Origin of the sequence: Microcystis sp. BLCC-F210, assembly GCF_042134685.1 — a bacterium.
Lineage (GTDB): Bacteria > Cyanobacteriota > Cyanobacteriia > Cyanobacteriales > Microcystaceae > Microcystis > Microcystis aeruginosa_D.
Genome location: NZ_CP169647.1, coordinates 692,330 through 705,686, shown reverse-complemented (window position 1 = coordinate 705,686; position 13,357 = coordinate 692,330). Strand labels below are relative to the sequence as shown.

The 13,357-nt window shown below is 43.7% G+C and carries 9 protein-coding genes and 1 pseudogene; 7 read left to right on the top strand and 3 right to left on the bottom strand.

The window, feature by feature from the left end:
- Positions 1–68 precede the first annotated feature (68 nt).
- Entirely contained in the window at positions 69–470 is a 402-nt protein-coding gene (locus ACE3JL_RS03485; protein ID WP_271991452.1) for a DUF2203 domain-containing protein, read from the top strand.
- A gap of 81 nt (positions 471–551) precedes the next feature.
- On the opposite strand, the pseudogene ACE3JL_RS03480 reads toward ACE3JL_RS03485, so the two are convergent.
- Positions 552–1,766 (bottom strand): annotated as a pseudogene (locus ACE3JL_RS03480) (ISL3 family transposase).
- Between the two features lie 480 nt (positions 1,767–2,246).
- Entirely contained in the window at positions 2,247–3,497 is a 1,251-nt protein-coding gene (metK, locus tag ACE3JL_RS03475) for a methionine adenosyltransferase (protein WP_271991449.1), read from the bottom strand.
- A 325-nt stretch (positions 3,498–3,822) separates the two neighbouring features.
- Here metK and pcrA point away from each other — a divergent pair, with 325 nt between their 5' ends.
- Complete coding sequence (pcrA, locus tag ACE3JL_RS03470; protein ID WP_271991446.1) at positions 3,823–6,144, top strand: DNA helicase PcrA; 2,322 nt, start codon at positions 3,823–3,825, stop codon at positions 6,142–6,144.
- Between the two features lie 9 nt (positions 6,145–6,153).
- Here pcrA and ACE3JL_RS03465 read toward each other — a convergent pair whose 3' ends face one another.
- Positions 6,154–6,357, bottom strand: coding sequence for a DUF433 domain-containing protein (locus tag ACE3JL_RS03465; protein ID WP_043995753.1), 204 nt, complete (start codon positions 6,355–6,357; stop codon positions 6,154–6,156).
- A gap of 325 nt (positions 6,358–6,682) precedes the next feature.
- Between ACE3JL_RS03465 and ACE3JL_RS03460 the strand changes: the two genes are divergently transcribed.
- From ACE3JL_RS03460 to ACE3JL_RS03440, 5 genes are all read left to right on the top strand, one after another.
- Complete coding sequence (locus tag ACE3JL_RS03460; RefSeq protein WP_002769850.1) at positions 6,683–7,114, top strand: CAAD domain-containing protein; 432 nt, start codon at positions 6,683–6,685, stop codon at positions 7,112–7,114.
- Between the two features lie 748 nt (positions 7,115–7,862).
- A complete protein-coding gene (groES, locus tag ACE3JL_RS03455) occupies positions 7,863–8,174 on the top strand; it encodes a co-chaperone GroES (protein ID WP_002769848.1) in 312 nt (103 codons plus the stop codon).
- A gap of 46 nt (positions 8,175–8,220) precedes the next feature.
- Positions 8,221–9,846 (top strand): chaperonin GroEL, encoded by a 1,626-nt coding sequence (gene groL / locus ACE3JL_RS03450; RefSeq protein ID WP_271937613.1) that lies wholly within the window; start codon positions 8,221–8,223, stop codon positions 9,844–9,846.
- Between the two features lie 163 nt (positions 9,847–10,009).
- Positions 10,010–12,097 (top strand): tetratricopeptide repeat protein, encoded by a 2,088-nt coding sequence (locus tag ACE3JL_RS03445; RefSeq protein ID WP_375328858.1) that lies wholly within the window; start codon positions 10,010–10,012, stop codon positions 12,095–12,097.
- Positions 12,094–13,335 carry a hypothetical protein gene (locus tag ACE3JL_RS03440; protein ID WP_375328857.1) on the top strand — a complete coding sequence of 414 codons (1,242 nt, stop codon included), beginning with the start codon at positions 12,094–12,096 and terminating at the stop codon, positions 13,333–13,335. The genes ACE3JL_RS03445 and ACE3JL_RS03440 overlap by 4 nt, the downstream gene beginning before the upstream one ends.
- Positions 13,336–13,357: the final 22 nt, after the last annotated feature.

Sequence of the window (13,357 nt, the reverse complement as noted above, 5' to 3'; positions counted from 1 at the left end):
AAAAGGTTTCGTGAAACCGTAAAATCGTCTATAACTATAGTTTAGACGCAGGCAATCGGATCGAGTCCATGTCCTTAGAAGAAAACCCCTACCCTAACGATGAATCGGCAGAATTTACCGAAGCGATTGAAGAAGTCGAAGCGGCAATCGCATCACTAAAAGACCGTTATCGACAGATCAACGAAGCAGAACAGCAAAAAAAAGACCTAGAAGCACAATTGATCCAAATAGAACCCCAATGGCGCGAAAATCCCCTACCTGAACTAGAAAAGGAATTGTTACAAATTCGCGAACAGATTCAAGAATTAGAGGTAATTTTAGAAAGCAATTTACTCAAAGAAGGGGAATTAAAGCGCCTATTCTGGGAAGGAATCCGTCGCGGACTACTGGGGGAAGTTTTTTGGCAAATTGTCCGCTTTGGTGGTATCGGAGTCTTGCTAGGTTGGATTCTGCGATCCTGCAGCGGGTGATTAACTGCACTGGAAGTGGGGTATGGGGAGATGAGGAGAATAAATAAAAATAATCGGCTCTTCGTTACCCTTTATGCTAAATCAACAGACAAGATGCCAAGATAACATACTTCTAACCCAAAAATTCCGAAAGTTTCTAAAGCCATAGGCTCTCCGTTTTATTAGTTTAAGTTTATTGTTGATTCCCTCGACCACCCCATTTGTTGTCCTTTGCTCGAAATAACTAATTATTTCTCCAAACCAGTTTCGGATTGTTTGACAACTCTTAGTAAAAACACTGGAGGATTTTGCCAACCATTCCGAGATGGATAGCATTCCCTCTGTCGGATTCTCTGAGGTTTCATAAATCTTTCTAAATTCTTCCTTTAATTCCTGCATCTTTTTCAAATTTGGAAAATTTTCTTTGATAGCTTCTAGTTTAATTTTTTGGGTTTCCGTTAAATCTTTTTCATTTTTTAACAAGCTATATTTACTTCGCTTTAAAACTTCTAGCTTTGCTTCTTTTTCCGCTTTCTGTTTTTTATTTTTCTGCGCTTCTACCGCTCTTTTTTCTGCTTTTCTCTGTTCGTCTAACTCTTGATTAATTTGTTTCATTACATGGAATCTATCGGCGACTACCTCGGCCGATGGCATCAATTCTTTCACCAAATTTTTATAGGGCAACCAAAGGTCTATGCTGACTTCTTCAATTTGCTCTAACACCTCTTTTCCCCACCCTGTAAGCGTTTCCCTCAACTCCTCTTGTGTTCGCTTCTCTAGAATAGCTATTAGTTTTCCCGTATCTAAATTTACTAAAACTGCACAGTAATTTTTTTGTCCTTTGACTAGAGCGATTTCATCAATTCCTAGTCTTTTTAATTTCGATAGGTCTGTCTCTGTAATTTCTTCAGCTATGTCCTCTATCATTCTTTGAATCTCTTCTTCCGTTACGTCATTTCTTCGGCTAACATTTAAAATATCTCCTGATTTTAATTGTTCGAGTATATTCTCGGCTAGTCTTTTCGTATAGGTTCGTTTCTTGCCGACAAAATCTAACTCTTCGCTAAAGGGTTTCTGACAATTACCGCACTTAAATTGACGACGATTAACTTGTAGGTACACTGGTTGACCTGAGAGCGGTAAATCTTTGACTAAATGTCGATGATTTTGGTGGAGTTTATCGCTCTCTAACCCACAACGAGGACAGACTGCTTTTTTATTTTTCGATTCGACTGGTCAAACTATACCGATATTTTCTAGGTGTAGATAGCCTTGAATAGAGGTTCCTTCTAGGTTCAAAAATTTGTCAAGTATCATAAGTAAAATACTCTGGTTTTTGGCTATTATATCAAATCTTAACTCGATTGTCTATATTTTTGTATTAACCAGTTTGTGCCTTAAACGTTTTCCTGTATGGGTTTCAGCTATTTTTGGGCGTAGGCAGTCTCATCGATTTTTATTTTAAGTTAATTATTTGCATAACAGTTACCGAAGAGCCAAATAATCTCCTGATACTATAGCGGTTCTCGCATCTGTGCGGCACACTTAAACCTTTGCTGATTAAGCTGTTCAGGATCGGGAATGTACCTCTTGTGAATCAGAAACGCTATAAATCTGGTTATTAAAAACTGATTATTTATTCTCCGTTTTGCCTTTTGTATAAGTAGAAAACGGGTTTCTCGGAGAAACCCGTTTTCTGTGCGTTACTCAACGGATTTACTGCTATAGCTAGACAAAAATAAGGAATAGAGCCTTAAACTCTATTCCTCAATCAAAATTTTCAGTTAATTTTTAACCCTATACCACCGCAGAAGTTAAAGCTTCTTTGAGAATAGCGGCTTTATCGGTTTTTTCCCAGGGTAAATCGAGATCATTACGGCCAAAATGACCATAAGCGGCCACATCTTGGTAAAAACGCTCGCCTCTTTCACTGGGTAAACCGCGCAGGTTAAAGGTTTGGATAATGCCGGCCGGACGAAGTTCAAAGTATTTATTGATTAAGTCCAGAATCACATCATCGGCGACTTTGCCAGTGCCAAAGGTTTCCACGAAGAGACTCACCGGACGAGCTACCCCAATCGCGTAACCCACTTGAATCTCGCACTTATCGGCCAAACCAGCAGCGACGATATTTTTAGCCACATAACGGCAAGCGTATGCCGCAGAGCGATCAACTTTGGTAGGATCCTTACCGGAGAAAGCACCGCCACCGTGACGAGAATAGCCACCGTAGGTATCGACGATAATTTTCCGTCCCGTTAATCCCGCGTCGCCTTGGGGTCCACCAATGACGAATTTTCCGGTGGGATTAACCAGATAACGGGTGTTGGCATCGGGTTTAATCTCTAAATCGCTGAAAACCGGCTCTACTACCGCTTTCCAGAGATCACTTTTAATCTTTTGTTGGACGAGATCATTATCGGTGATATCACCGATACTAGCATCGTGTTGGGTAGAAACAAGAATAGTATCGATACCCACGGGACGACCATCTTCATAAATGACCGATACTTGCGTTTTACCGTCGGGACGCAGATAGGATAGTTCACCGGTTTTTCTGACTGCCGCTAGACGGCGAGCGATGCGGTGGGCTAAACTAATCGGTAAGGGCATAAATTCGGGGGTTTCATTGCAAGCGAAACCGAAGACAATACCCTGGTCTCCCGCACCAATTTTATCTAGTTCATCATTGCTGAGAAGTTCGCGATTTTCCTGAGCAGCCGTGACCCCCTGGGAAATATCGGGAGATTGTTCGTCTAAAGCGACTAAAACGGTGCAACTATTCGAGGAAAAACCGTTATCGGCGTTGATATAGCCAATTTCAGCGATTTTCTTGCGAACTAAATCGACGAAGTGAACCTGTGCTTTCGAGGTGATTTCACCAGTAATCAAGACTAACCCTGTATTGACAACCACTTCAGCCGCTACACGACTGTGGTCATCTTGGGATAACAGAGCATCAAGAATGGTATCAGAAATCTGGTCACAAATTTTATCGGGATGTCCCTCTGTAACCGATTCGGAGGTGAACAAATAACGTTTAGACAAGTGATGTCCCTCACATAGTAGTACATTTGAACGTGAAAAGATTCCAAGAAATCTTTGATCATACAGTGTAACAGGGAATTTGTAGAGATTGAGTATTTTCAATAAGAAACCGCCCGAACATTGTCCGGACGGAGTGTGGTGTGAGGAGTGAACGGAAACTTGCGTCTCCGCTAATTCCATTGTAGAGGACAACTTAGAATCTTGAACGACTTGACACAAACTGGCCAAAAAAATTTTTATTTCTTTAAGGGGTTGACTAATGCCTGATCCCCGTCTCGATGATGTAGCCTGAGTAATAGAGGTCGCAGAGCTATATGGAAAAATTATGACAGTCACAGCCGATTATTTAGAACAACTCAATCCTTCTCAGCGCCTTGCTGTGGAGCATTTTTGCGGCCCTTTGTTGGTGGTTGCTGGAGCAGGATCAGGAAAAACCAGCGCTTTAACCTATCGTATCGCCCATTTGATCCGTCATCACAGGGTCGATCCGGAAAATATTCTCGCGGTCACTTTTACCAATAAGGCAGCCCGGGAAATGAAAACGAGAATTGAAAAAACTTTTGCTCAACAAAAAGCACAGGAAAAATACGGTCAAAGATTAGAACTTTTGGAAGAATACGAACAGAAAAAACTCTTTTCTCAAGTTTATCGGAATTATACTAAAAAACTCTGGATTGGGACTTTTCACAGTCTTTGTGGTCGGATTTTGCGCTATGACATTAATAAATATCAGGATGAATATGGTCATAGTTGGCAAAGAAATTTCTCAATTATGGACGAATCGGATGCCCAGAGTTTGGTGAAAAATATCGTCACTAAACAAATGAATTTAGACGATAAAAAATTTGATGCTCGCAATCTACGTTATGCGATTAGTAATGCCAAAAATTTAGGTTTAAACCCCACGGATTACGCTAGAGAAAACCCTCATTTTCGGGGAAAGGTCATTTCTGAAGTTTATCAGGCTTATCAGATGCAATTGGCACAAAATAACGCCCTAGATTTTGATGATTTGATACTGGTTCCAGTCCGTCTTTTTCAGCAAAATGAATCTATTCTCGGTTATTGGCACACGCAATTTAAGCATATTTTAGTCGATGAATACCAGGATACTAACCGGATTCAGTACGAGTTAATTAGGCTTTTGTCCACCAATGGTGAAACGAAAAAAAGTGAGTGGAATTGGAGGGATCGATCGATTTTTGTGGTGGGTGATGCTGACCAATCTATCTATAGTTTTCGGATGGCGGATTTTACTATTCTGCTCAATTTTCAAGCGGACTTTGGCGATGGTTTACCCGATGATGATACTCGCACGATGGTGAAATTACAGGAAAACTATCGTTCACGGGAGAATATTCTACAAGCGGCAAATAAATTAATTGAAAAGAATAGTCAAAGAATCGATAAAGTTCTTGTTCCTACTAGAGAAGGGGGGGATAGTATCTATGTTTTTAAAGCCAGAGATGAACAGGAAGAAGCGGCTTTTGTTATCGATAAAATCAGAGAATTTACCCAAGAAAACCCCGAATTAAATTGGGGTAGTTTTGCCATTCTCTACCGAATTAACGCCCAATCTCGTCCCTTTGAAGATGGGTTGATTCGCAATAATATCCCCTATAATATTGTCGGGGGATTTAAATTTTATGATCGACAGGAGATTAAAGATGCGATCGCTTATTTACGAGTGATTGCTAATCCTGCTGACACCGTTAGTTTACTGAGAATTATTAACACTCCCCGGCGCGGTATTGGTAAAACCACAATCGATAATTTGCTCAAAGCTGCCCAAGAATTAGGAGTACCTTTATGGGAAATTATCAGCGATGAAACTTCCGTTAATACTCTCGCTGGTCGTGCGACTAAAAGCATCAATAAATTAGCTAAAATTATCCAAAACCTGCAAGAAAAAATCACCGATTTATCCGCTAGTGAAATCCTAGATAAAATCATGGAAGATTCGGGATATATTGATGAATTAAAACAGCAGGGAACCGAGGAAGCTGATACCCGGATCGAGAATATTCAAGAACTTTATAGCGCCGTGGTACAATTCCAAGAGGAAAACGAAGAAACCAATCTCCGGGAATTTCTCGCTAGTGCTAGTTTAGCCTCGGATTTAGATAATCTTCAGGAAGGTCAAGAAAAAGTCTCGTTAATGACCCTTCATTCGGCCAAAGGTTTAGAGTTTCCTATCGTCTTTTTAGTCGGTTTAGAACAGGGCATTTTTCCCCACAATCGTAGTTTAAACGATCCCATTGCCCTTGAGGAAGAACGCCGTTTGTGTTATGTGGGAGTGACTCGGGCCAAGGAACAATTATTTTTAACCTACGCAAAAGAAAGATATGTCTGGGGAAATAAAGAGACAAAGGTAGCTTCCCAATTTTTGCAGGAATTGCCTCCAGAATTGCTCACAAGCAACCTGAAACCGAAAAAGACCCCAAAAGTGATTTCTATGGAAAAAGCTGTCTCTGATCAAAGAAAATGGCAGGTAGGCGATCGAGTGTTACACTCTACTTTTGGAGAAGGAGAAGTGACCCATATCCTCGGTACGGGCAAAAAAATGAATCTAGCGGTCAAATTTTCGGGTTTAGGTCAGAAAATCATCGATCCTCGCACCGCACCCATGCAACTTATCCAGGAATAGGGGAGGATTTTAAGCGGCAAAAAGTAAACAAGCTTGGATATCTGCGAGTTCCAAATCGGGAAAGTCTTCTAGAATTTCAGTTATGCTCACATTCTCCGCTAACATTTCCAAAATATCCGTTACTCGAATTCGCATCCCCCGAATACAAGGACGACCACCACACTGGCCGGGTGTTTGAGTAATGCGGGTAAGCAAGCTAACTGTGGAGTCCATAGAACGCATCTCGAAGATATTTAGTCTGCATTTAATTATCTTATCTGGTAATCCTAACAACCAATCCCTAACACCCAACTGACACCCCCTGACTCCTCAACTCCGATCGCTACCTGCTGTTAAAATAGAGAATTGCGGTCAGACTGACGATAAAATTGAGAAGCTAAATCCTTGATTCTTAATAGTTGTTGAGAAACTTTCCGCCTACTATCGCAATTATCCGATAATATGGGCAACAGCGAGTTAGTCTATTCAGTCTGTTAAAATTGACCCCCGTTGGTCGTATTCGCGCACTGTCTAACCTTTATGATGAGGATCAGTTAATATGGAATCAATGCAACCCACCGAAACACAAAATCCGATTAGAACAGATTTACCCGGGTCTCTGAGCAAACCCAGCAGCAGCAGCACCGAACAGATTTGGTCTGAATATGTAGAACCAGTTTGGGATTCGGTAATGTCCTATCTGGCTAATGTCCCCGATTATATCGGTAGTTTCTTCTCTGGATACAAAAAACCTTTAATCGTTCTGGGGGCAATTTTAGCCAGTTTTGTCACCGTAAAAGTTACCCTAGCGGTTTTAGATGCGATCGATGATATTCCCCTCCTTGCTCCTATCCTACAATTAGTTGGGATCGTTTATACTGGTTGGTTTGTCTGGCGCTATCTGCTCAAAGATGAAAATCGTCGCGAGTTATTAGCCGAAATTGATGCACTAAAAGCGCAAGTTTTTGGCAGTCACAATAACACTTTATAGATAGAATCAAGCATAAAAAACAAAGGAGTTGAGTGTTTCCGCTCAACTCCTTTGTTTTTGCACAACAGCTTATACTAAATCCGTTGAGTACAGGCTAGTTATGAGGAGAGGCAAAAGGCAAGAGGCAAAAGGCAAAGGGGAATAAATAATCAGTTTTTAATAACCAGATTTAATAGAGTTCTTGCAGAATTAATTTTTGAAAGGGCAAAAATGAGAAAAATAAGCACAAAATTGCCTAAAATCTCTAAATAGAGCATTTAATTGATTAATGCTCATTCTTAATTCTCCTGAATCCTGAATCCTGACTCGGAGAATACTGACTCCTAAGGGACTTGCGCTTTGATAATGTACCTTTTGGGCGAACGCAGTTCGCCCCTACATTGTGGACAAAATCCGTTACTGTAGGGGCGCAATGCTTGCGCCCTCCGATCGCTCAGGTTTGCTGATCACCCTAAGTAGGGGGAGAGCCTTCGAGATGTTAGGGACTTGCGCTTTGATAATGCGCCATCTGGCTGGTCTGGTTCTTCTGCAGAGCGATTTTCTGGCTGGGATATTATTCCTACGCAAGTCCCTAACCCCACCAACAAACTTTTTCAGCAAACCCTAGCTTAACACCATAGTTCGGGAACCCGTACCGATCGATCCGTTGTCAGGGGGACTTCTATTTCGGTAAATTAGCACTCGGAAGGTAAGAGTGCTAATCTGGAAAAGGCACTTACCCAAATACAATACAAACGGAGGATATTCCATGGCTGCAGTCAGCATCAACGTAACAACTGTTAAACCCCTAGGCGATCGAGTTTTCGTTAAAGTTAGCCCCAGCGAAGAAAAAACCGCCGGTGGCATTTTCCTTCCCGATGCCGCTAAAGAAAAACCCCAAATCGGAGAAGTCGTAGCCGTCGGCGCTGGCAAACGCAACGATGACGGCAGCCGCACCCCTGTGGAAGTGGGTGTGGGGGACAAAGTTCTCTACTCCAAATATGCCGGAACCGATATCAAACTTGGTGGCGAAGAATACGTTCTCCTCTCCGAAAAAGACATTCTCGCCTCCGTTTCCTAATCATCTACCCTTGAAAACCCCTATTTTGCACGAATAACGATACATTATGGCTAAATCTATTATCTACAACGAAGATGCTCGTCGCGCCCTAGAAAAAGGCATGGATCTGCTGGCCGAAGCGGTAGCCGTCACCCTCGGTCCCAAAGGTCGTAACGTCGTCCTCGAAAAGAAATTTGGCGCACCCCAAATCGTCAATGATGGCATCACCATCGCTAAAGAAATCGAACTGGAAGACCATATCGAGAACACTGGTGTGGCTTTAATTCGCCAAGCCGCCTCAAAAACCAACGATGTAGCCGGTGATGGTACAACTACCGCCACCGTTCTCGCCCACGCTATCGTTAAAGAAGGTTTACGCAACGTCGCTGCTGGTGCTAACCCGATTTCTCTGAAAAAAGGTATCGATAAAGCTGCCGATTTCCTCGTCAGTCAAATCGCCAAACACGCGAAACCCGTAGAAGATTCCAAAGCGATCGCACAAGTGGGCGCTATCTCTGCTGGTAACGATGATGAAGTCGGTCAAATGATCGCCTCGGCCATGGATAAAGTCGGTAAAGAAGGCGTAATTTCCCTAGAAGAAGGGAAATCGATGACCACCGAACTAGAAATCACCGAAGGGATGCGTTTTGACAAAGGTTATATCTCTCCCTACTTTGTCACCGACACCGAACGCATGGAATGCGTTTTTGAAGATCCCGCTATTCTGATTACCGACAAAAAAATCGGTTTAGTACAGGATTTGGTTCCCATTCTCGAACAAGTGGCCCGTCAAGGTAAACCCCTAGTAATTATCGCCGAAGACATCGAAAAAGAAGCTTTGGCAACCCTAGTGGTTAACCGTCTGCGCGGTGTTCTTAACGTCACTGCGGTGAAGGCTCCTGGATTTGGCGATCGCAGAAAAGCGATGTTAGAAGATATCGCCGTCTTAACCGGTGGTCAAGTAATCAGCGAAGATGCGGGTTTAAAACTGGAAACCACCAAAATTGATAGCTTAGGTACGGCCCGTCGTATCACCATGAACAAAGATACTACCACCATCGTCGCCGAAGGCAACGACGTGGCAGTGAAAACCCGTTGTGAGCAAATTCGCCGTCAAATCGACGACACCGATTCTTCCTACGATAAAGAAAAACTGCAAGAACGTCTGGCTAAATTAGCCGGGGGTGTGGCAGTGATTAAAGTCGGTGCCGCTACGGAAACGGAAATGAAAGACCGCAAATTGCGCCTAGAAGACGCAATTAACGCCACTAAAGCAGCCGTAGAAGAAGGTATCGTCCCCGGGGGTGGTACTACTTTAGCTCACCTGGCTCCCCAATTGGAAACCTGGGCCAAAGAAACCCTACACCATGAAGAATTAACCGGTGCTTTAATCGTTTCTCGCGCCATTGCTGCTCCCTTAAAACGGATCGCTGAAAATGCCGGCCAAAACGGTGCAGTTATTGCCGAACGGGTGAAAGAAAAGCCCTTTAATGTCGGTTATAATGCCGCTACCGGTGAGTTCTCCGATATGTTTGAGGCGGGTATCGTTGACCCCGCTAAAGTGACTCGTTCTGCCCTACAAAATGCCGCTTCTATCGCCGGTATGGTTTTAACTACCGAGTGTATTGTGGTGGATAAACCGGAAAAAGAAAAATCCGCTCCTCCCGCCGGCGGTGGTGACTTCGACTATTAATAATTAGTCTGTTTTTTCTCGACTCGATCACTTAAATGCGATCGAGTTTTTTTTATGAAAAAACATCACTTCGGGTTAGGGAAAGTACAATTTTATCCCCGGTGCTTTTTCCTTGCGGTAAAATATTGATAGCTCGATCGGGTATCCCGATTTACAGCCCGCCATGCGGAACAAATCTGGATTGTTAACTTATACCACGATGTCGAAAAAAGCGAAAGGATTCGGTCAGTCGCCAACTCCCACGAGAAAATTTAAGGATTTTCTCTTTGCTTTTGGGGATTTTTATCGAAAAAATTCCAAAGATGAAACGAAGCTACAGCAATTTTTAAAAGCAAATATTAATAAATTAGATGATTTACTTTTAGACGCTTTACCTTTAGTCTTCACAAGCTTAATCGCCGATAAATCAATAGACGAGCGAGAAAAAATAGCCTGCCTTTTCGAGAATTTTGCTGTCACCATTGACAAGTTTCCGTTAGGCGATCGAGCAACAAATTTAGAATTAAGTATTATTGCTCATAATCTCAGCCTAAAAATTTACACCCGCAAGGATTCCCCCGAAAATTGGGCGCAAATCCTCAATAACCTCGCTGTCGCTTGCAAAAACAGAATACTGGGCGACAGGGCTGAGAATCTAGAAAGGGCGATCAAACTGTACGAGCAAGCTTTAGAAGTTAGAACCCGCAAAAATTTCCCCGTAGATTGGGCGGGAACCCTCAATAACCTCGCTCTCGCTTACAGCGATCGAATTCGGGGTGATCGGGCTGATAATCTAGAGAAAGCGATCGAACTGTACGGGCAAGCTTTAGAAATCTATACCCGCAAGAATTTCCCCGTCGATTTGGCAAGAATCCTTAATAACCTCGCTATCGCTTACAGCGATCGAATTCGGGGCGATCGTGCGGAAAATCTAGAGAAAGCGATCGAACTGTACGGGCAAGCTTTAGAAGTTAGAACCCGCAAGAATTTCCCCGTCGATTGGGCGATGACCCTCAATAACCTCGCCAGCGCTTACATTAATCGAATACTGGGCGATCGGGCGGAAAATCTAGAGAAAGCGATCGAACTGTACGGGCAAGCTTTAGAAATTAAAACCCGCAAGAATTTCCCCGTCGATTGGGCGATGACCCTCAATAACCTTGCCAGCGCTTACAGTAATCGAATACTGGGCGATCGGGCGGAAAATCTAGAGAAAGCGATCGAACTGTACGGGCAAGCTTTAGAAATTAAAACCCGCAAGAATTTCCCCGTCGATTGGGCGATGACCCTCAATAACCTTGCCAGCGCTTACAGTAATCGAATACTGGGAGATCGGGCGGAAAATCTAGAGAAAGCGATCGAACTGTACGAGCAAGCGTTAGAAGTCTATACCCGGGAGAATTTCCCCGAAAATTGGGCGATAAGTCAGCATAATTTGGCCAATGCCTATCGCGAGCGAGTTTTAGGAGAGCGGAAGGACAATTTAGAACAGGCGATCGATCTCTACAATCAAGCCGCTCAAATCTCTACTCGTGCCGCGTTTCCCGTGCCATGGGCGGGGAATCAAGGGGATTTGGCAGAAGCTTTGATGCAACGGGATAACCCCGGCGATCTCGATACTGCGATCGCTCTACTTCGAGAAGCTCTAGAAGTCTCCCCCGCAGGTTGTCAAGATTTTATTGACTTTCAGTATCGATTAGGAATAGCTCTTTCTCAAAGGTACGATCGCGACAAAAATTTCGACGATCTCCGACAGGCTTTAGTAGCTTATAAAACCGCCCTAGATCTGATTAGTCCCGAACATTACGATCGAAAAGATATCTGGAAGGCGCTGCCCACTACCCAAACCATTCTCGGTAGTCGTCTGGTGCGGGATGGCGAATGGCAGCAAGGGTTACAACTGTTGTTAAATAGCGTCAATCAACTTAGCACCAGTGACGATCGCCTAGCCCATGCGAACGCGCTCTACCACACCGGCCGCGCCTACGAAGTTCTGTCCGATCGAGAGAAAGCCCGTCTCTACTATCGCGATGCCCTGCGTTGGTACGAATATTTACAGGATTTACCCGGAATCGCTAAAAGTCGCACCGGATTGGGGAATGTTTTCGTATCCCAAGGACATCTAGAGAAAGGAATGGAGGAACTCGATCGAGCGAAAGCAATCTACCAACAACTACCACAGACCGATCCCAATAAAGTGGAGGAGATAGACATTATCTATCAAGCTTCTCGACGGGCGATCGAACGACAAACCAGCGAGGTATATTTATGACAAGTGCCGATGATCTTTTTAAGCAATCCTCTGACAATATCCAAGGGTTAGGACTGAAGGAAATCCCCTTTACCGAAAGCCCGATCGATTTAAACAGCGATACCCTCGATCGTGTTTTTACCGGGCGAGAAAAAGAATTGGGACGGGTGTTTAATCTGTTCCAAAGTCGCGAGCGTCGTCGGATTCTGGTTTCTGGTCGTTTAGGAATCGGCAAAAGTGCTTTTTTACTGGAAGCATTGTCGGTTATACGCCGCAATCGTCCGCAAATGTTGACTACCTATATATCTCTACCCGCAGGTTTAGATATCGCCACTACAGCACTGATCGCCCTCGCTAGAGCGATGCCAAATGACGATTGGGCGCAGCGTCAACTCCATCAGATGGGAATTCCCACCGAAAAACCATTGAAAGAGCGTAGCGCTGAAATTAGCGGTAGTTTAGGCATCGGTGGTAAAATCGGCGAGAAAGATTTACCGCCCACGAAATTTCAATATCCGACTGTGAGCTTCGATACATTGTTAGAGCGGGCGCAAAAAATATATCCGCAGGGGATTCTGATCGCGATCGATGATCTAGATAAACAAAATCCTAGTGTGGTACGGCAAATGATGCACGACGCGCAGGGAATGTTAAAAGGTCGGGCTTGGTTTATGCTGACGGCTCACCCCATCGGGATGACGGGAGATTTATTAACCAGCGAACGCGGTTTATTTGACTTGCAATTGCCGCTAGAAGAACTAGATGCGGATACCACATACCAGATGTTAATTAACTATCTCAACAGTGCCAGAATTAAAAACGATTGTACCGATCCGAAAGATGACAGGTGTGTACTTCCCTTTTTACCAGACGCGGCAAGACGTTTTTGCGAGGTTTCTCTCGGCAGACCCCGTTTGTTCAACCGCTTGGGGAATATTGTACTCTCCACTGCGGCCGATCTTCAGGTTAAAACAATCACAATGGAAGTTCTCGAACAAGGATTAAGAGCAGCCGAACAGGATTTCCGACAACAAGCGGCCTTAAACGCCAAAGAGGAAAGAATTCGTCTGCTTTTGCAACGCAAAGGTAATATCTCTGACGATTCGATCACCATCGATGAGCTTGAAAGTTTAGGTTTTCGGGCATTTAGTGATATTTTGCCCTTTCTAGAAAGATTGGAAGAGGCTGATCTAGCTCAAAGGTTAAATCAAGAGGATGTGACGGTTTTCGAGCCGATCCTTCTCCCTCCGGCGGATTGAAGGGAAAACGAGAATACACCGG